The sequence below is a fragment of the Paenibacillus sp. VCA1 genome, assembly GCF_031583795.1.
GTDB classification, from domain to species: Bacteria; Bacillota; Bacilli; order Paenibacillales; family Paenibacillaceae; genus Paenibacillus_AQ; species Paenibacillus_AQ albilobatus.
Map to the genome: position 1 here is coordinate 115,111 of NZ_JAVLSX010000014.1, position 20,963 is coordinate 136,073.

Annotated in this window: 22 protein-coding genes; 17 read left to right on the top strand and 5 right to left on the bottom strand. The window is 53.5% G+C overall.

Features of this window, described 5'->3' with window-relative positions:
- Positions 1 to 65: 65 nt before the first annotated feature.
- Positions 66 to 251: a hypothetical protein gene (locus RJP21_RS26090; protein ID WP_160044517.1), complete on the bottom strand. Its 186-nt coding sequence runs from the start codon at positions 249 to 251 to the stop codon at positions 66 to 68.
- Positions 252 to 430: 179 nt separating this feature from the next.
- Between RJP21_RS26090 and RJP21_RS26095 the strand changes: the two genes are divergently transcribed.
- Positions 431 to 1,342, top strand: coding sequence for a cation diffusion facilitator family transporter (locus tag RJP21_RS26095; protein ID WP_310861881.1), 912 nt, complete (start codon positions 431 to 433; stop codon positions 1,340 to 1,342).
- 214 nt (positions 1,343 to 1,556) lie between these two features.
- Here RJP21_RS26095 and RJP21_RS26100 read toward each other — a convergent pair whose 3' ends face one another.
- On the bottom strand, positions 1,557 to 1,949 hold the full coding sequence (locus tag RJP21_RS26100) for a hypothetical protein (protein ID WP_310861882.1): 393 nt from the start codon (positions 1,947 to 1,949) through the stop codon (positions 1,557 to 1,559).
- A gap of 178 nt (positions 1,950 to 2,127) precedes the next feature.
- On the opposite strand from RJP21_RS26100, the gene RJP21_RS26105 reads away from it, so the two are divergent.
- From RJP21_RS26105 to RJP21_RS26160, 12 genes are all read left to right on the top strand, one after another.
- Entirely contained in the window at positions 2,128 to 2,781 is a 654-nt protein-coding gene (locus RJP21_RS26105; RefSeq protein WP_160044514.1) for an SGNH/GDSL hydrolase family protein, read from the top strand.
- A 185-nt stretch (positions 2,782 to 2,966) separates the two neighbouring features.
- A complete protein-coding gene (locus tag RJP21_RS26110; protein WP_310861883.1) occupies positions 2,967 to 3,539 on the top strand; it encodes a hypothetical protein in 573 nt (190 codons plus the stop codon).
- Between the two features lie 250 nt (positions 3,540 to 3,789).
- A complete protein-coding gene (locus tag RJP21_RS26115; RefSeq protein ID WP_310861884.1) occupies positions 3,790 to 4,296 on the top strand; it encodes a DUF948 domain-containing protein in 507 nt (168 codons plus the stop codon).
- A 131-nt stretch (positions 4,297 to 4,427) separates the two neighbouring features.
- Positions 4,428 to 4,772: a YflT domain-containing protein gene (locus RJP21_RS26120; protein WP_160044510.1), complete on the top strand. Its 345-nt coding sequence runs from the start codon at positions 4,428 to 4,430 to the stop codon at positions 4,770 to 4,772.
- A gap of 221 nt (positions 4,773 to 4,993) precedes the next feature.
- Positions 4,994 to 6,178 (top strand): SpoIIE family protein phosphatase, encoded by a 1,185-nt coding sequence (locus RJP21_RS26125; protein ID WP_310861885.1) that lies wholly within the window; start codon positions 4,994 to 4,996, stop codon positions 6,176 to 6,178.
- On the top strand, positions 6,175 to 9,840 hold the full coding sequence (locus RJP21_RS26130; protein WP_310861886.1) for a response regulator: 3,666 nt from the start codon (positions 6,175 to 6,177) through the stop codon (positions 9,838 to 9,840). The genes RJP21_RS26125 and RJP21_RS26130 overlap by 4 nt, the downstream gene beginning before the upstream one ends.
- Positions 9,841 to 9,893: 53 nt before the next feature.
- On the top strand, positions 9,894 to 10,763 hold the full coding sequence (locus tag RJP21_RS26135) for a CheR family methyltransferase (RefSeq protein ID WP_310861887.1): 870 nt from the start codon (positions 9,894 to 9,896) through the stop codon (positions 10,761 to 10,763).
- A gap of 19 nt (positions 10,764 to 10,782) precedes the next feature.
- On the top strand, positions 10,783 to 12,426 hold the full coding sequence (locus RJP21_RS26140; RefSeq protein WP_310861888.1) for a response regulator: 1,644 nt from the start codon (positions 10,783 to 10,785) through the stop codon (positions 12,424 to 12,426).
- Positions 12,427 to 12,544: 118 nt separating this feature from the next.
- The gene (locus tag RJP21_RS26145) at positions 12,545 to 12,883 is read left to right on the top strand and encodes an STAS domain-containing protein (RefSeq protein WP_310861889.1); all 339 of its coding nucleotides are present in this window, start codon (positions 12,545 to 12,547) and stop codon (positions 12,881 to 12,883) included.
- A gap of 19 nt (positions 12,884 to 12,902) precedes the next feature.
- Positions 12,903 to 13,352: an anti-sigma B factor RsbW gene (rsbW, locus tag RJP21_RS26150; protein WP_160044504.1), complete on the top strand. Its 450-nt coding sequence runs from the start codon at positions 12,903 to 12,905 to the stop codon at positions 13,350 to 13,352.
- Positions 13,349 to 14,119, top strand: coding sequence for a sigma-70 family RNA polymerase sigma factor (locus RJP21_RS26155; protein WP_160044503.1), 771 nt, complete (start codon positions 13,349 to 13,351; stop codon positions 14,117 to 14,119). Before rsbW ends, RJP21_RS26155 begins: the two co-directional genes overlap by 4 nt.
- A gap of 150 nt (positions 14,120 to 14,269) precedes the next feature.
- Entirely contained in the window at positions 14,270 to 15,247 is a 978-nt protein-coding gene (locus RJP21_RS26160; protein ID WP_310861890.1) for a magnesium transporter CorA family protein, read from the top strand.
- Between the two features lie 110 nt (positions 15,248 to 15,357).
- On the opposite strand, the gene RJP21_RS26165 is transcribed toward RJP21_RS26160, so the two are convergent.
- Both RJP21_RS26165 and RJP21_RS26170 read right to left on the bottom strand, forming a co-directional pair.
- Complete coding sequence (locus RJP21_RS26165; RefSeq protein ID WP_373309284.1) at positions 15,358 to 15,714, bottom strand: DUF5665 domain-containing protein; 357 nt, start codon at positions 15,712 to 15,714, stop codon at positions 15,358 to 15,360.
- Between the two features lie 88 nt (positions 15,715 to 15,802).
- On the bottom strand, positions 15,803 to 16,204 hold the full coding sequence (locus RJP21_RS26170) for a YtxH domain-containing protein (RefSeq protein WP_160044500.1): 402 nt from the start codon (positions 16,202 to 16,204) through the stop codon (positions 15,803 to 15,805).
- A gap of 287 nt (positions 16,205 to 16,491) precedes the next feature.
- On the opposite strand from RJP21_RS26170, the gene RJP21_RS26175 reads away from it, so the two are divergent.
- Positions 16,492 to 17,496, top strand: a complete 1,005-nt coding sequence (locus tag RJP21_RS26175; protein ID WP_310861891.1) for an asparaginase — start codon at positions 16,492 to 16,494, stop codon at positions 17,494 to 17,496.
- Between the two features lie 323 nt (positions 17,497 to 17,819).
- On the top strand, positions 17,820 to 18,542 hold the full coding sequence (locus tag RJP21_RS26180; protein ID WP_310861892.1) for a pirin family protein: 723 nt from the start codon (positions 17,820 to 17,822) through the stop codon (positions 18,540 to 18,542).
- 106 nt (positions 18,543 to 18,648) lie between these two features.
- Here RJP21_RS26180 and RJP21_RS26185 read toward each other — a convergent pair whose 3' ends face one another.
- Complete coding sequence (locus RJP21_RS26185; RefSeq protein WP_160044497.1) at positions 18,649 to 18,873, bottom strand: DUF1128 domain-containing protein; 225 nt, start codon at positions 18,871 to 18,873, stop codon at positions 18,649 to 18,651.
- Positions 18,874 to 19,115: 242 nt separating this feature from the next.
- Between RJP21_RS26185 and yyaC the strand changes: the two genes are divergently transcribed.
- Both yyaC and RJP21_RS26195 read left to right on the top strand, forming a co-directional pair.
- On the top strand, positions 19,116 to 19,697 hold the full coding sequence (gene yyaC, locus RJP21_RS26190; protein WP_397386288.1) for a spore protease YyaC: 582 nt from the start codon (positions 19,116 to 19,118) through the stop codon (positions 19,695 to 19,697).
- 91 nt (positions 19,698 to 19,788) lie between these two features.
- On the top strand, positions 19,789 to 20,592 hold the full coding sequence (locus tag RJP21_RS26195) for an alpha/beta fold hydrolase (protein WP_310861913.1): 804 nt from the start codon (positions 19,789 to 19,791) through the stop codon (positions 20,590 to 20,592).
- Positions 20,593 to 20,963 lie beyond the last annotated feature (371 nt).

The following is a 20,963-nucleotide window of genomic DNA, read 5'->3' on the forward strand; positions in this document are numbered from 1 at the left end:
AAAGCAACGGAGATCAGGCTCCGCATGGCGGGGACGATGGCGCCGGTTGCCCGCTCTTGCTGCACTTAGGAGCCTCCGGTGCGGCGGCGCTGGTTGTTCGGCTTTTTGTTGTTTTGGCTTTTCATCGCCTGCGGGGAATTTCCCTGAAATCCGCCGGGCTTAAAGGATTGATTCTGCTGTTTTTTCTGCTCCAGCTTTGCGCGTATCGCGTCAGCCAGATTGACCTTCTTCTGATCTTTGTTTTCGGACATGGGCGGCCCTCCCTTTGGGTTATCGTCCTAATTCTATCCGTTTTTGCGGTTCCCCACAAGAGATGTAGAAGATAAAACCTCTTGACCCGCGGCAATTATGTTTCTCTAGACCCACACGGCTCTTCTTTGCTAGGATAAAAAAGGACTTTTTGAACCCTCTGTAAAAGGTGGATCAGACTTTGGTGAATATCTATGACGATATACGAAAAGGAGAGCGGGGAGCTTGGGTAAGCATCGCGGCTTATCTGCTTTTGTCCTCCTTTAAGCTGATTAGCGGTTATTTGTTTGCGTCCAGCGCGCTGCTGGCCGACGGTTTTAACAACGTAACGGATATCGTGGCTTCGCTCGCCGTGTTGATCGGTCTGCGGATTTCACGGAAACCGCCGGATTCCGATCACGCCTATGGGCACTTCCGGGCCGAAACGGTCGCTGCGCTGATCGCATCGTTCATCATGGCGACGGTGGGGATTCAAGTGCTGGTGGATGCGGTTCGTTCCTTGTTCGCGGGCAAGGAGTCGCAGCCGGATTTATGGGCGGCCGGCGTGGCCGCGGCCTGTGCGGTGTGCATGTACGGCGTGTACCGGTATAACCGGAGATTGGCGAGGCAGATCAACAACCAGGCGCTGATGGCCGCGGCGAAGGACAATTTATCGGATGCCCTCGTTAGCATCGGGGCTGCGGTTGGCATTATCGGAGCGCAGTTCGGCCTGCCGTGGCTTGACGTGGTTGCTGCGATTGCGGTCGGCCTGTTGATCTGCAAAACCGCCTGGGATATTTTCCGGGATTCGACCTACCGGTTGACCGACGGCTTCGACCAGGCGGAGCTCAAGGACCTGCGCGGCGCCATCAGTCGTACGCCGGGCGTGGAGGGGATCAAGGACGTCAAAGCGAGGGTTCATGGCAATCACGTGCTGGTGGATGTCGTGATCGAGGTTGATCCCCATTTGAGCATTATTGAGGGCCATCGGATCAGCGACGAAATCGAAGATCGGCTGACGGATATGCATAACATAATGAACGTCCATGTCCACGTCGAGCCGAAGGATCTGGACGTTCTGGAGCCTGGGCGGCATCCTAGAGGGAAAAAATAGGGGAACTTCGGGTGTTCGGGTGCTGTATGCGTACACAGCTGGCGTTGCCCTAATGGATTTCGTCAGCTCGAGGAAACTTCGCTTCCTGTATGAGGGCAGCGTCTAATTATAGCATCACGGGATAAACTAGCATCATCAAAAAAAAGACCGGGGGATAACGGATAACCCCGGTCTTTTTTTGGCGGTGCTTGATTTTTGCTATTATGTATCAGGGTTACACCACCGCAGGAACATGTACCCAGGCCTTGCCGAGCCAAGTATAAATTTCGATCCACTCGCCGTCGCCGTTTACGTCGGAAGCATGGCTTCCGGTGCTGAATACGACCTGAGGGGAAAGGAAGTTCATAATTTTGCCGTTAGGGCTCTCACAAAACGGAGTGATGGCCGAAATCACGATCGGTTCGTTGTTTTCCTTCGCAAGGCTGCCCTGCTGGATCAGCGGTTCGTCAAACAGTTTCGTCGGCTCAACGATCGTTGTCGAAGTGCCGGTCACGGGAGCTGCCGCTGCTTCCGTCTCGGCCGCCGGACGGTCCTCATCGGCAAACGCGGCGGTCGCCATGGATGCCATCAGGCCAAAAGCTGCTGCAAACGTAATCATTTTTTTCATCTGTCATTCCTCCATTCATCTGTTTATTGGCTTCCCTACCATTTGAAATAACCCTCATCTGGCAGATTGAACCAATAAAACTTGATGTTTTATCTATTAAAAGCGTCAAGAGTTCAGGTATATTAATTTATAGTACTCATGCAAAAAAATCAACCAGGAAAGCGGTGGAACAAGTCCAATGATATCGAAGGAAAACGCGGTGATTTTATTCCAAGGGGACTCGATCACGGATGCAAACCGGGACAGGGGGCTCTACCAGAAGCATTTTATCGGGCAAAGCTATGTGTATTTGATTGCGGCGAAGCTGGCCAACGAACATGCGGAAAAACAGCCGGTATTCGTCAACCGGGGCATCAGCGGCAACCGGGTATCGGACCTTTATGCGCGCTGGAACGAGGACGCATTCAGCCTGAAGCCGGACGTGATCAGCATTTTGATCGGCGTCAACGATGCATGGCGGACGATGTCGGAGGAGCCGAGCGGCGTGACGGACCGTTTTGAAAGGGCATACAGACATCTGCTGGAAGAAACGAAGGAGGTGCTGCCCCATACCCGCCTGATCCTGTGCGAGCCGTTTGTTCTCAAGGGAGGAGCGACGGAGGCGAAATGGGAGGAGTGGCAAAAGCTTGTCGGCAAATACCAAGGGATCGTCCGCCAATTGTCGGAGGAATACGGAACGGTTTTTGTGCCGCTGCAGGATGCCTTTGACGAAGCCGTGAAAAGGGCCGAGCCGGAATATTGGCTTTACGACGGCGTGCATCCGACCCCGGCGGGTCACGACTTGATCGCCCGGCGCTGGCTCGAGGTGGTCGGCAGGGAAGGATTGGTGTGAGTTATGGAGTGAGGGCCTATACATTCAAAACGGTTTTTTTCCAAAGGAAGAAGACCGTTTTTTTTGATCGCAGCGCCTGATGTCGCATCATTCGGAGCATGATTCGAGTTTCATAGGCGATTTCAGTATAATGGGAGAATAGAAGGGCGGGAGAAAACCGCCCGGGACTGGAAAGGAGACGGAACATGAAAGTACTGTTTCGGACGATCGTTACGCTGCTTTTGCTTGCCGTCATCGCGTGCGGCCTCGTCATCTGGTATATTTCTCCCGATCAGAAGCTGGATTTGAGCTATCGGGACATTGACGTCAAAGCCAAAGCCGTCCAAATGCTGAAAACGCGCAAGCCGGAAATCACGCTCAGCGGCAGCGAACTGAACGAGTTGGCCAAAAAGGAACTGCTGAAGCATTTGGGGGATATTCCGCGGCAAATCACCGTCACCGGGGCTGAATTCCATTTCAGCGGCCAAGAAGTGACGGCGGATATTAACGGCAAATACGAGGATTTGATTCCGTTTGGCGCCAAGCTGAAATTTTACATGGAGGCCAACGGCAGCACGCTCGAGCTGCAGCATGAATCCACGCAAATCAAAGCGATTAAGATTCCCGCTTCCCAGTTGAAACTCGGAACGATTACGGTACAGCTAAAGGATCATCTGCCGGATATGCTGACCGTGGACCATATCGAGTTTCTGCCGGACGGGGCCAAGCTGAGCTTCAAGCTGGATTGGATGTCTTTGCCGTCGCTACTGCTTAAATAACAACGATTAGACGGATAAATCAAGAGCCGGGCGTCGAAAGCGACGTTTGGCTTTTTTTATGCCCGTTTTACTGTTTGGCAAAGGCCATGGGTTTGTTTCGGGCCTCACCCGACAGGGTAACTAACGCATATCAGCAAAAAACGGCCACGTGAAGAGCCGGATCAGCGCTTGTTGTCATCCTGGCCGCGGCCTTCCGCCGAAGCTGCCTATGGACAACGGTGCAATCTACTGAGGAAAGCGAGGTTTTGCTATGCTCGTCGGAGTGAGTGTCGCCGTCATCGCCGCCGCGTTCGCCGTGCTGGTCATCTATTTGATCAAAACGCTGCTGGCCGCGAAGGCATCGCTTGAAAAAACGACGCAAACGCTGCAGGAGATTCAGCAAACCATTGACGAACTGGGGTATGAAGTCAAACAAGTCGTCAGGCAGGCAAGCGACATTACCCGGGACGTTCGGCACAAAATGGAGCAAATCGATCCCGTGATGGACTCGGTAAAACATTTGGGCGAGGCGCTCAGCGAAATCACGCTTGCCGCGAAGCAAGCTTCAGCCGCCGTGATTCACAAAATCAAGCGGAAAAGCGAAAGCGTTCCCGCCAGACGGCAGTCCCCTTTGCTTGCCCCGGCCAATTCAGAGGAGCGCATGATTGAATCTTACGCTTCCACTTACGGGAGAAAAGGGAAGCAGAAAAAGGAGCCGGGCTGGATGAAATGGGGAGATCTCGCCGTTTCCGTCTGGCAGAAATTCCGCCATGAATGAAACGCCGTTTCGCACGAAAGGAAAAATCATCCGGGCTTGATCGGCCTTTTCATCATTCCATGTTTCACCATCGCACGAACCGGTTAATAGAAACATGAGCGGACGACAAAACGCTAAGGAGAGTGAATAACATGAATTCGTCAACCCATGCAAGATCGTATGCAAAAGTCGTGGAAAACGGCGTACAGGCCGTGGAGGAAGTCAATCGTCTTCGCAGCAGCGGTTACCTGAGCGAAAACATATTCGTTTTGGCCCATGACGACGACCGGACGGAACGGATAGCCGATACGGCGAATGCGAGCGAGATCGGCATTAAGGAAGAAGGCATGTTTGATGCTCTTGCCAATTTGTTCCGTCTCAAGGGCGACGAGCTTCGCGCCAAAATCACATCGCTTGGCTTTACGGAAGCGGAAGCCCAGTTCTACGAGAAGGAGCTGGACTTCGGGAAGGTTTTGGTCATTGCCAAACCTGCTTAAAGGCGTGGATGCCGCTTCGGATTTGGAATTCGGAATCCAGAATATAGATAAGGAATGGGACCTTTCGCCCCATTCCTTATCTGTGTTTTTGGAGCTGGGGCTACAAAATGGAAAATGTTGATCAATACGGCTCTCGGCCGAAAAGTTCTCTATTCGATTATGTTAGTATGGAAACAAGAGAATTCATAATACACTAAACCCATCGGCTCAAGGAGAGTGTTATGAGAATATTAATCGTTGACGATAATCCGACAAATATCATTATTATCCGGGAAATTTTGAAAAAAGAGAATTACCGGGACACCGCTTCGGCCTCCTCGGCCCAAGGGATGTTCGAAGCGTTGGGAATTGAAGGAAGCGGGGAAGATGATAGCGCCCTGCAGTCCCATGGTAAAAAGGTCAATATCGATTTGATTTTGCTTGACATGATGATGCCCGAAATCGACGGCATTGAGGCATGCCGGATCATCCAGCGCCACGAGCATCTCAAGGATATTCCCATCATCATGGTTACGGCGGTGGGCGACTCCAAAAAGCTGGCCGAGGCGCTGGACGCCGGAGCCGTCGACTATGTCACGAAACCGATCAACAAAGTGGAGCTCATGGCCAGAATCCGGCTGGCATTGCGGCTGAAAAAGGAAAACGACTGGCATAAGGAGCGCGATCAGCGCATCCAGGACGAGCTGCGGCTGGCGGCGCTTGTGCAGAATGCGGTGCTGAGCCCGCCGATTGAGGACAGCGCCTTCGAAGTGCATGCGATTTACCAGCCTTCCGCCGAGCTTGCCGGGGATTTGTACGCCTGGTATCCGCTTAGCGGAGGGCGGTACGGCGTCATTTTGCTGGACATGATGGGCCATGGCATATCCTCTTCGCTGTTTACGATGTTTATCGCATCGGTTTTGAAGGATACGGTCACGACCTACGTCGAGCCCGAAAAAGTGATTCAGGAGTTGAACCGCAGATTTAACCAGCTCCATATCGAAAACCAGCTTGTCCAATATTATTTTACGGCGATCTACCTGGTCGTGGATACGGTGGTGAAGCGGATCGATTACGTAAATGCAGGGCATCCGCCGGCGCTGTTTTTTCCGGACGGAAGGGAGGTCGTTCAACTCGACAAGGCATGCTGTCCGGTCGGCCTGTTCGAGAAAATGGACATCGAGCCGCAGACGATCCATTACGAAGGCGATGGGCACATCGCGCTGTATACCGACGGGCTGCTTGAGGTCGTGCAAGGGGAGCATGAGGAAAAAGTCGACTTTCTGATCAGCCGCTTGAGTCATTCCCACCGGTGGGACGAGAAGCGAATGTTCGATGCTTTTTTTGAAGACCGGGGCGCGCAGGAGCGGGAAGACGACAAATGCCTCGTCTGGATATCGTTAAAAGAGGGGGAAGGCGCGGAATGAAGCTGAAAACCAAGCTGATCATCGGCTTCTGCGTGTTGATGGTTCTTATGATCGTCATGACGATGATCGGCTACAACCGTTTAAGCGACATGAACCGGCAGCTGGACGAAATTTATAAAGAGAGATATTTGAAAGTCAGGTATTCCAGCAGCATGCGGAGCGAAGTGAACAACATTTCGCGGCTGCTCGTCAATGTAATGCTGAATAAGGACGATTCCCTTGAGGAGACCGAAAGCCAGATCAAGGATATGGTCGCCCGCGGGAATCAGAATTTGGAAAACCTTATCGCAAACACCAGCTCCGAAGAAGAGAGACGGATGCTGACCCGCGTGCAAAGCGCATGGAAAGGATTCCAACAATACGAACAGAAACAAATGGCGCTCGTGTCGCAAGGGCGATGGGAGGATGCCAACACGTACCGCAATACAAGCGGGCTCGCTTTGCAGGCGGAGGCGCTGGAGAGCGTAAACGAGCTTGCCTCCTTCCAAGATATGCAGGTCGACAGCGACATGAACGAAGCGAAAGCCAATTACGAGAGCTCCATCCAAATGACCGTCGCTTTGATGGCGCTTGGCCTGCTGCTGGGCGTGGCCGTGATCCTTTGGGTCATTCCGAGCATTACCAAAGGGCTGCATGTGGTGTCCATGATGATCGAGAGCTTCGGCAAAGGCCGCATCCGAACGATCCGCCGCATCAAGGTGACGTCCAAGGATGAAATCGGGCAGGTGGCCCGGGTATTCAAGGAAATGGCGGAGGACCTTGAGGAAAAGCAGCAGATTGAGCTCAGCTACCTGCAGGCCCAGAAGGACCTGAATTGGCTTAACTCCAACGTGAGACGCATTACGGAGCTGCTAAAGGGCATGAGTTCCAGACAGCAGGTCTCCCAAGCGTTTATTAGCGAATTTACACCGATCCTGGGAGGGATCTACGGGGCCATTTATATCCATGACGAGGACAAAGAGCCGGACAAGCTTGTTCTGAACGGCACCTACGCCCATGAGGGCGATCTGGCCACGAAACCAAGCATAGCAATCGGGGAAGGGCTTATCGGGCAAAGCGGGCTGGATCGCAAGCCGATCATGACGACGGTGCCGGAAAACTATTTGGCGGTGACGTCCGCGCTTGGCGAGAGCACCCCGGCACATCTGATGATTCAGCCGATCCTGTTCGAGGATGAGCTGCTGGGAGCCATCGAAGTGGCGTCGTTCGAGCCGTTTTCCGAGCTGCAGCAAAAGTTGCTCGCTCAGCTTGCCGACAGTTTGGGCATCGTGGTCAACAACATCAACGGAAGGCTGCGGGTGGAAGAGCTGCTGCGCGAGTCGCAGGCGCTCACCGAAGAGCTGCAGTGCCAATCCGAAGAGCTTCAAACGCAGCAGGAAGAACTGAGAAGAACGAACGAAAATTTGGAGGAGCAGACCGAAGCGCTCAAAAAATCCGAGGATCTGCTGCAGCGGCAGCAGGAGGAGCTGGAGCACTTCAACACCGAGCTGATCGCCAAGACACGGGCGCTCGAAGAGCAAATGCAGCAGCTTGAAGAAAAAAACATCGAAGTCGAAGACGCCAAGGCCAAGCTGGAGCGGCAGGCGATGCAGCTGGCGGTGACGAGCAAGTACAAATCGGAGTTTTTGGCGAACATGTCGCATGAGCTGCGGACGCCGCTGAACAGCCTGCTGATTTTGTCGCAGCTGCTGGCCGAGAACAAGGAAGGCAATTTGAGCGCCAAGCAGACGGAATATGCGCGCACGATATATACGTCCGGCGCGGATCTCTTGAAAATGATCGACGAAATTTTGGATCTTTCCAAAGTGGATGCCGGGAAGATGGAAATCAACCGGGAGCCGGTGCCGGTGCAGGAATGGAAAAGCTTTGTGCATCAAAACTTCATGCCGGTCGCGTCCAAAAAGCAGGTGGCGCTTAAGCTCAACGTGGATCAAGACCTGCCGGAATCGATCGTGACGGACGGCTACCGGGTGAAGCAAATCATCCGCAACCTGATGTCCAACGCGTTCAAATTCACGAACCGCGGCTCCGTCACCTTCAGCGTTCAGCGGGCCGAAGCGCGGGAACTGCCGTCCTACCTGGATGGGCGGAACAGCTACATCGCTTTGTCCGTGGAGGACACGGGCATCGGCATTCCCAAGGATAAGACGGAGCTTATCTTTGAAGCGTTCCAGCAGGTGGACGGGACGACCAGCCGCAAATACGGCGGAACGGGCCTGGGGCTTTCGATCAGCCGCGAGCTGGCCCGGCTTCTCGGCGGCGGCATCGAGGTTGAATCCGCCGAAGGCGTGGGCAGCCGCTTCACCTTGTACCTGCCTGTCATGTTTGACATGGCTGCATTCCAGTCGGCGCGCCGCGAAGCGGCGGCCGCAAGCGAGCCGCTGCTTGCCGAGGAAGCGGACAAGGCCGCCGGGACACCTCGTCCAGATGAAGCGGATGTTCAGGCTTTGACGGCGATCAAGGACGACCGGGACCTGATCGGGGAGAACGACAAGGTTCTGCTCATTATCGAAGACGATCCGAAGTTTGCCGACATCCTGCTCGAAATGGCCCGGGGCCGGGGATTCAAGGGGATCGTCGCCATGCAGGGCGACGTCGGGTTGCAGATGGCGGAATCGTATTTGCCGGATGCCATCATCCTCGATATCCAGCTGCCGGTGATGGACGGCTGGTCCATTCTCGGCGAGCTGAAAAGCAAATCGGCGACGCGGCATATCCCGGTCCATATCGTATCGGTCGTGGATGAAGTGAAGCAGGGGCTGAAGATGGGCGCGATCGCCTATCTGAAAAAGCCGTCCTCCAAAGAGGCGCTGGAAAAGGCGTTTTCGCACATCGAATCGTATACCGAAGGATCGGTCAAACATTTGCTGATCGTGGAGGATGACGAAACACAGCGCAGCTCGATCATCGAGCTGATCGACCACGACGACGTCGTTATTACGGCGGTTTCCACGGGCAAAGAGGCGCTGAGGGAGCTGCGGAACAAGCATTACGACAGCATGGTGCTGGATTTGATGCTCAGCGACATGACCGGCTTCGAGCTGCTGGATCAAATTCAGCAGGACGAGGAGCTGGAGGACCTGCCGATCATCATTTACACCGGCAAGGATTTGGACAGCAAGGAAGAAATGAGGCTCCGCAAATACGCCGAATCCATCATTATCAAGGACGTAAAATCGCCCGAGCGGCTGCTGGATGAAACGACGCTGTTCCTGCACCGGGTGGAAGCGAACTTGCCGGAAGACAAGCGCAAAATTTTACAAAGGCTGCACAACAAGGAAGTACTGTTCGAAGGCAAAAAGATTTTGCTGGTCGATGACGATATCCGGAACGTGTTCGCGTTGTCCAGCGTGCTGGAGAGCTACGACATGGACGTGACCTTCGCGGAAAACGGCCGGGAGGCGCTCGAAATATTGAACAGCGGCCGGCATTTCGACTTGGTGCTCATGGACATGATGATGCCCGAAATGGACGGCTACGAAGCGATGCGACAGATCCGCCGGCAGCCGGAATTCCAGAAGCTGCCGATCATCGCTTTGACGGCCAAAGCCATGAAGGAGGACCGCTCGAAATGTATCGAAGCCGGAGCCTCGGACTACGTCAAAAAACCGATCCAAACCGAACAGCTGCTTTCGCTTATGCGGGTCTGGCTGTATTCGTAACCCGGGGATTCGGGTAATGGAAAGTGTGATACGAAATACCGGGAGGAACATGAATGGATATTTGCATTTCGGATGATTTTGAGGAGCAATTGACGGCAGGAGGGAACCGGGAGCGCGAGGACATCGAGCTTGAGCTGTTGCTGGAAGGGATTCACCGGCTATACGGCTACGATTTCCGCAATTACGCGCTGCCGTCCCTCCGGCGGCGGATCTGGCATTTTATCCATTCGGAAAACGTGAAGAGCATTTCCGCCCTTCAGGAAAAAGTGCTGCATGACCGCGCGTGTTTCGAGCGGATGGTCCAGACGCTTTCCATTCCGGTGACCGAGATGTTCAGGGACCCGAACGTTTTTAAGGCCTTCCGCGAAAACATCGTGCCGATGCTGCGCACCTATCCGTACATCCGGATATGGCACGCGGGTTGTTCGACGGGCGAAGAGGTTTATTCCATGGCGATTTTGCTGCATGAGGAAGGATTGTACGAAAAATCGAGAATATACGCGACGGACATGAACGACCGCTCGCTTGCGGTCGCCAGGCAGGGGATATTCGGCATCGAAAAAATGAAGCAGTACACAAAAAATTACATCGAGGCCGGAGGCACCCGTTCGTTTTCGGAATATTACACGGCGAAATACAATTCGGTCATCTTTAAGCCGTTTTTGCAGAAAAACATCATTTTCGCCGAGCATAACCTGGCGACGGACCGTTCCTTTAACGAATTTAACGTCATTTTTTGCCGGAATGTGATGATCTATTTCAACGACACGCTCCGGAATCGGGTACACGGGCTGTTCCATGAAAGCTTAAGCCGTTTCGGCATTTTGGTCCTCGGCTCGAAAGAGTCGATGCAGTTTACGGAATACGGCGAGTACTACGAGCCGCTGGATCGTGTGGAGAAAATATACCGGAAAATGAAATAGGCTAATTGGGGGAAGTTCTATGGGGGTTCAAGAACCGATTCATATACTGCTCGTGGACGACCATCCGGAAAATTTGCTGGCCCTGGAGGCCGTGCTGGACAGCGAACGCTACAACCTCGTCAAGGCGACGTCCGGAGAAGAAGCGCTGCGCTGCCTGCTTAAGGATGAATTCGCCGTCATTGTGCTTGATGTGCAAATGCCGGGACTGGACGGGATCGAAACGGCGAAGCTGATCAAAAAAAGGGACAAAACGAAGGACATCCCGATCATTTTCGTTTCGGCGAACAGCAAGGAAGTGGAGCATTTGTTTGCGGGGTATTCCGCCGGCGCCATCGACTATATGGTTAAGCCGTTTATCCCCCAAATTTTGAAGACCAAAATCGAAGGGTTCGTCGAAATGTACTTGACGGGCAAAAAGCATAAAACCCAGTCGATGCTGCTGCAGCAAAAAACCCAGGAGTTGGAGAAAATCAACCAGGAGCTGGTGAAGGCCAAAGAGGCGGCGGAAATCGCCGCCAAAGCGAAAACCGAGTTTCTGGCCATGATGAGCCATGAAATCCGCACGCCGATGAACGGCGTGATCGGCATGGTCGACCTGTTGATGGAAACCGACCTCAAGGAAGAGCAAAAGGAATACGCGGAAATTATTCGCCACAGCGCCGACGCGCTCGTGACGGTGATCAACGACATCCTGGATTTCACCAAAATGGAGTCCGGCAAAATGGAGCTGGAGGAGCATCCTTTTGATCTCGTCGTCTGCATTCAGGAGGTGTTCAGCCTGTTTTCCGTCGAGGCCGGCAAAAAAAACCTGGAGCTCGTTTATTTCCTCGACGAACGGATTCCATCGGCGGTCTACGGCGATATGGCAAGGCTGCGTCAGGTGCTCATCAATTTGATCGCCAACGCGGTGAAGTTTACCCATGAAGGCGGCGTCTACCTGATGGTTTCTTTGAAGGAGCAGGCGGCCGGCGCCTTGGACATTGAATTTGCCGTAAAAGATACGGGCATCGGCATTGCGGAAGATAAAATCGACCGTCTCTTTAAGCCGTTTTCCCAGCTGGATTCGTCCATGACGCGCAAATACGGCGGAACCGGCCTCGGCTTGGCGATTTGCAAATCGCTTGTCGAGATGATGGGCGGCGACATCCGGGTCGAGCCGCCCGAAGATCAAGGAGCAACGTTTATTTTCAACATCATCGTAAAAGAAACGGAGCATGACGAATGCTTGGGCGGGCGCTTCGACGAGCTTTGCCTTCAGGTAAACCGGGACCGGAACGCGCCGCCGGACGTTCTGGTCGTCGACGATCACCCGGTGAACCAGAAGCTGATGGTCAACATGCTGGGCAAATTCGGGCTGAAGGCCGACGTCGCCGAGGACGGGAAGCAGGCCGTCGATAAAATGCAGAAGAGTCCGGGTTATCAATACATTTTTATGGACCTGCAAATGCCGGTGATGGACGGTCTGGAAGCCACAAAGCTTATTCGGGAGCGGCAGAAGCCTGTAAACCGGAGGCCGGTGATTGTCGCGATGACGGCCAACGTGATGGAGGGGACCTGCGACCGCTGCCTGAAAGCGGGGATGGATGATTACATCAGCAAACCTGTGCGGATGAGCAAGCTCAAGGAAGTGCTGAACCGTTTTCCGCTTTCTTTGCCATTATGAGCCGAAGATGATTCAAGCGGGCACGTTCAGGTTATTTGTAAATATCAGATCGTATGGAACTAAGATGAAGATGCGCCTGATATGACGAAATGAAATCAATTTTCGGGAGAGAATGTCTATGAATACAAATAAAAACGAAAAATTCAACGTAATGACAGAAAAAAGTGGAAATTCTTGCACCGTATATTTAAGCGGAGAACTGGATTTGTCGGTTGCCCCCGATTTCAGGCTTGTCATGGAGCCGCTGGTCTCGGATGCCGGTATCGATTTGATCATCAACATGAAGGATTTGAAATATATTGACAGCACCGGGATCGGGATTTTGCTTTCCATTCTGAAGGCGAGACACGGGATGCAGGCCCGCTTCCAGGTGGAGCAGATTCCAGCCCAAATCCAGAAGCTGTTTGATATGACGGGTATCGCCAAGTTTTTTGCCCCCACTGAGAATTCCCAATAGGAAAGGATCGAAGAATAGAATGAATGCTGAAGTGCAAAGAGTCGTGATCAGTCTGCCGGCCAAAGCGGAGTATGTGGATATTGTCAGACTGAATTTGTATGGGATCGCCTCGAAAATGGGTTTTTCGTATGAAGATATCGAAGATATGAAGGTAGCGGTATCGGAAGCGTGCAACAATTCGGTGCTTTATGCTTACGATAAGCAGGACGGCATCGTCGAGGTTGCGTTCGAGTTGTTTGAGGACATGTTGTCCATTACGGTACGGGACGAAGGGGAGAGCTTTGAACGGACTGCTTCGAACGGCAGCGTTACGCTTCACGACAAGGAACTGCTGGACGTAGAAATCGGCGGGCTTGGTTTCTACCTGATGGAAGCGCTCATGGATGAAGTCAGCATCGAAAACGCCGCCGGGCGCGGAACCAAGGTCGTGATGTCCAAACGTCTGATGAGAAGCGAGGAAAAGGTATGAACGATAAAGTGACTCCCCCTGAGTCCATGAGCGAGGCCGTAGGTTTGATTTGGCAGTACCAGCAGACCAAAGACAACGAAATCGCTACCGTTCTAATCCAAAAATATGAACCTATGGTGAAAATCGCAGCGGGCAAAATCGCCCGGAACCGGCCCGATTTGTACGAGGATTTGTACCAGGTCGGCCAAATGTCCCTGATCCGCCTTCTGCAGCAGTATGACATTGAGCTTGGGGTTCCGTTTGAGCCTTACGCCATGAAAAGCATGATCGGCCACATGAAAAATTTCCTTCGTGATAAGTCCTGGTACATCCAGGTGCCGCGGCGAATCAAGGAAAAAGGCGCGCTTGTCCAGCACGCCATCGACGAGCTGACGGTGAAGCTTGAACGTTCGCCGAATGTGGAAGAGATTGCGGAGTATCTGGATCTTTCGGTGGAGGAAACGGTGGAAGTGCTTGCCGGACGGGAATGTTACCATTACGTATCTCTCGATTCCCCGCTTTCCCAGGAAGAAACGGGGGCAACGCTCGGGGAACTGATCAGCTCCGAGGCCAACGATTACGATACGGTTGAAAAACGGATGGATTTGCAGCAGGCTCTAAGCCAATTGAAGGAGCAGGAGCAGCGGGTGCTGCTGATGGCTTTCCAGGACGGGGAATCCCAGCGCTCGATCGCCCAGAAGCTGGGCGTTTCACAGATGAGCGTCTCGCGCATTCAGAAGCGGGCAACCGAAAAATTAAAAGAAATCATGTCGAATTCATCGCTATGACGGACAAGCCTGTTTTTGCTTGCGCTCATGACGGGTATTTTTAGATAGGGCACGCAGCATCTTTCTCCGCGGAGAAAATGGCGTGTCCTTTTACATATTCGAAAGGCGGATGCCTTCCATCATGCCGGACCGACGAAAGGAGAAAGGCCTATGAACAATGCTTCCAATGCGGTGCAGCACCGCTTGCTGAATTTTGCGGGGGGGTGGCGGTGGTATGATTTGGCTTCGGGGGACTCCTCCGCAAACGCGCTTCGAAAGCTTCGCTTGGAATCCGACGTCATCGACGAGTGGCTGCGCGTCATTCCGGAAGTCAGCGAAAACTATATTTCCGTACGCTTTCCCGATGGCGTAAACGCCGTTATTTTCGGTACCCTCCCATACTCCGTTAACAGTGAAGTCACCAGCGTCAGCCCGGTGGACAGGCTTCATTTTTTCGTACAGGAGAAGATGCTCGTCACGATCAACATGGATCCGAATACGCGGGAAATGATGGAAGCCAAAGAAAGAAGCGCAATGCTGCAGCAATGCCAAACGGCCGTGGACGGCATGTTCGTGCTGGCCCGGACGCTGCTGCATTATTTCCACCAGGGACTGGACCGCTTCGAGGTGAACCTGCGCAGCATCGAGCGGGCCATGGAGCTGGACAATCAGCGCCATTTGATGGACAAAATTTTGAACTCCCGGTTTGAGCTTTTGTTTTGGAGCAATTTGTTCACACCATTCGACGAGTTCATCGCTGCAGCCAGGGAGGGGTATTTGGAGAGGCTGGAGAAAAGCAGGCAGTTTTTGCGGCTGATCCATCGCATGGAGCGGATGACCCGGGCCTTCCGGCATTACGAGGACGAAATCGACACCTTGATTTCCATCGATGAGGCCGTGTCCGCGTTCCGCGGCAATGAAATCATGAAAACGCTCACGATCGTGACCTCCATATTTACGCCGGCTACCGTCGTCGGTGCGATCTGGGGCATGAACTTCGACAACCTTCCGGCGATCAAAACGCCTTGGGGCTTCATCAGCGTCATGTTTGCCACGTTTTTATTTACGCTGGGCATGTACTGGTGGATGCACAGAAAAGGCTGGACCGGGGATCTGCTGCGGGTCAAGGGAAGGAAGTCGAAAATATGACGGCGACGCGATTCGCGCAGAAGCGGTTCGTCATAGACTATAAAGAGCGGTCCCGGGAGAAATGCGGGTACCGCTCTTGCTCATATGAAAACGGTGATCGGCTGCCCGACTCACCGTTTATACTCGTTGATATAGTGCTGCAGGTTGGCGATATACTCGCCGATGACGGGCATTTTGACGAAGAGGCTCAAAATGTACCCGAGAATTCCCAAAATGACAAACGTGCCGAGGGAGAGACCGAGGCCGCGGGCGATCCCCGAGGTGAAATTGGTGATGATCCTCTTTTTCGGGTTCGTGTAATTTTCGAGAACATCCTTGATTTCCGCTTTTTCGAGGGAATCGGCGATTTGATCGAGACGCCTGTTCAGCCTTTTGACCTCATGCCTCAGTTCGAACGGGTGCTCGTCGACGTCGACGCGATACGCGCTTGGTTTGCTCATGCTCATCCCTGCTTTCTTTCGGCGCATGGGCGCCTTTAATGTCGCCTTGGGCGCAGAAAAAGCCAGCCGGTTCAGCTGGCTTAGGGGTGAATCGTTTATCCGGCGGCAGGAGGAACTATTCCATCGATTCGCGGAGCTGTTTGGAGGCGTCCTCCGAAGCCGATTTGACTTTATCGGAGGCGCTTTTGGCGTCGTCGGCCAGATCGGCGGAAGCCTGCTTCACGCTTTCCATGATGCTGTTTTTGCCTTCGTTGACCGTTTTGGCGAGGTCCGTCGCTTTGGAGGAAACCGTTTTGGCGACGTCGGACGCCTTTTCTCCCCATGCCGAAGCCAGCTCTTTCGACTTGTCCGTCATGCTGCTGATCGTCCCGGACAAATCGCCCCGGAGCTCCCGCCCGGACTTCGGGGCAAACAGCAGCGCCGCAGCCGCCCCGAGCAAACCGCCGATCAGCGCTCCTTTAAGGAACGTGGAGGTACCGCCGCTTTGAACTTGGCAATCCGTTTCCGTTTTATTCATCGAGACCACTCCTTGTGTCAAATTTCATCCCGGCACTCGTCTGCAGCAATTCACCGATAATATGGCGAGGCGGCTGATGCAAATGCCGGAAGATTATGAATTCAGAACGACATGTTATTCGGGTTTGTCCTTGCTTATTTCGTATTTAAACGGTCTTATGGCGGCTGAAACAAAAATCATGAAATATGGAGCCGGGGAAAATAATGTACAATAACGGCGGCGATCTTCAAACTCTTTGAAATTAGTTGTATGATGGATAAGCGATTAGCTAAAGGAGAGATGGTCTGATGGAACCGGTACTGGTCAAGGAATACCGCGCGGGCATTATGGAATGCTCGCATCATGGACATATATGCATCGTAAACGGGCGGGGAGAAACCGAGGCGTTCGCAGGCGATCCCGATTTCGTCACCTTTACCCGTTCGGCCGCGAAGCCGCTTCAGGCGATCGCGCCGATCCGCGGAGGGATTGCATCCCATTACGGGCTGAACGAAAAGGAAATCGCGATCATGACGGCTTCCCACATGGCACAGCATGAGCATGTCGAGGTGCTGGAGAGCATCATGAAAAAAACCGGTTTGACGGAATCGGAGCTCGTCTGCGCGCCAAGCTTTCCGTTGAACGAAGAGAGCAAGGAAGACGTGCTGCGCAGGCATGGCGGCAAGCGCCGTCTATACCATAACTGCTCGGGCAAACATCTCGGCGTACTCGCTTACTGCAAAATGAAAGGATACCCGCTGGAAGGATACGCAGATCCGGGGCATCCCGTTCAAAAAGAAATCATTGAAACCGTATCGGCGATGTGCGGCATCGCACCGGAGCGGATCAGTCTGGGCACCGACGGCTGCGGTTTTCCCGTATTTGCTTTGCCGCTGTCGGCGATGGCTTCGGCATACGTGAAGCTCGCCTGCCCGGATCTTATTCAGGATGAAGGCATCAGGGAAGCGGTAGCGACCATCACCCGGGCGATGAACCTTCACCCCGAGATGGTGGGGGGCAGCGGCCGCGTCGATTCCCTTGTTTTGCAGGACGCCAATTTCATCGCCAAGGGCGGATTTAAAGGAGTGTACTGCTTCGGCCTCAAAAAAGAACGGCTTGGCATCGCTTTTAAGGTATTGGACGGATCGGAGGAAGAATGGGGATGGATCGTAGAGTCCATTCTGGAACAAATCGGTTACGGGAATGAGGGGCTCATCCGGCGGTTAAAAGAGTCTTTTACGCATGACATTTTTAATGACGAAGGCAAAAAGGTAGGGCACGCCGAAACGGTGTTCCGCCTGCAATCCGTATAACGCCCGACAAGCAAGTCCCACGGACTTCGGTTCCCGCGAATTGCCTGGAAGTTATCCATAAATCGCATATCATGTGCAGCGAAATCCCTTCCGGAGGCCGGAAGGGATTTTTTTGAAAAGATCCGAAAGCGTGGTTCTTCGCTGCCAAAGCCGCTTTATCCCGGAAAAAAATTTCCGCTAAACGCGGTCTGTCATCTTTGGAAGAAGATACGTCGATCGGCGTTTTTAATGTCCAAAGTGATTGAGCCGCAAAAGTTGGGGGTAAAAACTACATAATCAAAAGCAACCTTAACTGGACACACATTCATGGAGGTGGATGTAAAATGATTAAAGTGGTCACTTCAGCGGAACGTCATACGTCGGAGAAGGAGTGGATCCACAGCGAATTCAGCTTTTCTTTCGCCGATTACGATGATCCGAGCAACTCGCATTTCGGCTGCCTGCTGGCGCATAACGACAACCGGCTAAGTCCGTTGCAAGGCTTTAAGAAACATCCTCATCATGATTTGGAAATCGTCAGCTACGTCCTATCCGGGACGCTCCAACATAACGATAGCCTGGGCAACACGAAACGCCTTCCGGCGGGCTCGGTTCAGGTGATGAGTGCCGGTACGGGCATTAACCATTCGGAGACAAACCCGTCCGAAGACGAGCCTGTCAGGTTTATGCAGATGTGGTTTTTGCCTTCCGCGCCGGGGCACAGGCCGTCATGGACTTCCCGGGTCCTTTCCAGGGAGGAGCGGCTGAACAAGCTTACGCCGGCGGTAACCGGAAGGGAGGAAGGGCAAGAAGGGCTGCCGATCCATTCGGACATTGCGCTCTACATTCCGATTTTGGAGACGGGCAAAGAAATCGTGTTCGACCAGCAAGAGGAGAGAAGGACGTATTTGTTCCTCATTTCCGGCCATTTGGAAATCGGCTGCAACGACGGCACCTTCCAGCTCGAACCGGGGGACGCGGCCCGGATCCGCAACAACTGCGACCTTCATATCAAAGGGACGAGCAGCGACGGGGATGCGGAATTCGTGCTTGTCGATATTCCCTAAACGCCAGCCGGCTTGCAGAAAAGCCCCCTGCGGTGTTCCTTCGCACGCATGCGGACCAAGGAACATCAGGGGGCTTTCATATCCGTAAAAAAAGGCGGATTCATTTTTATCTGCTGCGCAAGCGGCCAAGCTCCGAAACCAAAGCTTCCACTTCGGAAATGCTGAGGTTCGATTTGTTCATCACAAGCTCGTAGACATCGCGGATATCCTCGTATTGATCCACCGAAAAGGCGGTGGAGCTCATGGCGGCGCCGCTGGCCATTCTCAGCTTGGTTTTGATCTGTTCGATCATGTATTCGATATTTTCAGCCGTTTTTTGCGATAAATCCATGGGGAGGATCATCCTTTCCAATTTCTTTTTTACGCTGCGAGAGTTTATGACTTCCTTAGTCCCTGCCAAAAATGTGTGAACAGGTTGCGAAGCCAAGGCCCGATTTGCCTGGGGACTAGCCGGGCTGTAACCATTGTAGCACGTCTGAGTGTCCGGTACAGGAAAATGATTTTTCTTGCCGGCCGATTTGCAGTAAAATCGAAAGGAAACTGTCGATCAAGCTGCAAGGGAGGCATTTTGCCTTGTTGAATCAAGACTTTCGCTCTGGCCGGGCCAAGGGCGGAAACAGCAAAAAAACGGATGCCGACGGACTGCGCTCCTTTTTTGCGGATATCCGCGGCCGGCATGAACCCGGCGACGTAACCTTTTTGTGCATCGGCACGGACCGTTCTACCGGCGATGCGCTCGGCCCGCTGACGGGAAGCGCGCTTTCCGATTATGGCTTTCCCCATGTCGTAGGGACGCTGCTTGCTCCATGCGACGCTTTCAGCCTGGAAGCCCTTTTGGCGGACATTCCCGCAAGCCGTGTAGTGGTCGCCATCGATGCCTGCCTGGGTCAGCCGCAATCGGTCGGAAGCTTTTTGGTTTCGGACGAGCCGCTGTTGCCCGCACGGTCGGTAGGACAAGCGCTTCCTGCCGTCGGCCATTACAGCGTGGCCGCCGTCGTGAATGCGCTTGGTCCCAAACCTTACGCGACGCTGCAGATGACATCGCTGCATCATGTGATGACGATGGCCGGCCAAATCGCCTCGGCCGCGGCGGAAGCATTCGGAATGATCGCGGATGCGGGCGCAAACCGGTTAAGGGGTTGGCCATTTATTTAAATTCTATGGGCGTACCGCCCGGAATATGGCTGCATAAGCGGATCGGAAAAAAAAGTGTTTTGCCAAATCCTCACGAAAGAAGGGTTTTATGATGAATAAAGTAGTTTGCGACGGATATACGCTTTGTTATACCGATCAAGGAGAAGGGGAGCCGGTGGTTCTTCTTCACGGTTTTTGCGGAAGCTCCGGCTACTGGGAGCAGCTGGTCCCGCTTTTGTCCGGCAGCTACCGCTGCATCGTGCCCGACCTGCGCGGGCACGGCTCGTCCGACGCCCCGCTGGGCAAGTATTCGATCGAGCAAATGGCGGATGATGTCCTGAAACTTCTGGATGAGCTGAACCTGCCGAAAGCAACGATGTTGGGCCATTCCATGGGCGGGTACGTCACGCTTTCGTTTGCGCAGCGGTATGCCGCCCGGTTAAACGGCTTTGGCCTCATCCATTCAACGGGATACGCGGATGACGAAGCGAGCAAGGAAAAACGGCTGAAGGCGGTGAGCACCATCCAATCGGAAGGGGTTACCGCTTTCATCGACGGCCTGATTCCGGGCTTGTTTGCGCCGGACACGGCGAAGTCCCAGCCGGAGCTTATCGAAAAAGCGAAGGAAATCGGCTATTTGACGCCGCCGCAAGGCGCCGCGGGCGCGGCTTTGGCCATGCGCGAGCGGCCGGACCGCCGGGACGTCATTTCCGCTTCGGCGCTGCCGGTGCTGCTGGTGGCCGGCGAAAACGATCGGGTGGCGCCACCGGAAAAAGTATTTTCCGCAGACCGTCCGAACATAACAAAAGCGACGATTCAAGGAGCAGGTCATATGAGCATGATGGAAGCACCGGAGAAACTGGCTCGGGTCATTCTTCGTTTTTTGGAGCAGACCGCATCGAACCGGGACCTTTAATACGCTGAAAACTTCACCCCGTTACAGCTTCACGCGATGAACAATAAAGCCGGACCCCTTATCATTCAAGGGGAGCCGGCTTTTTGCCGATGTTTTGCACCTATGAGCCGGTCTTAACGCTTCATAAGCTGAAGGTGGTAGTGAAGTGACCATACGATGGGCTGCGGTGTCGAGTTCGTTCAGTGTCCACGACGAAACTCGCGTATAGGCGGAAGGGGAGATGTCGTCCCGCTGCGACCGGATTTTTCCCCTCCGGCTCCACCCGCATCCGATTTTGCTAACGGTCCGCTGGCTTTGGCATTCCGAATATCATACAATCATTAAAAAGAATGTTCCTTATCAGGCAGCGCCGGCTATCTTTTCGGAAAATA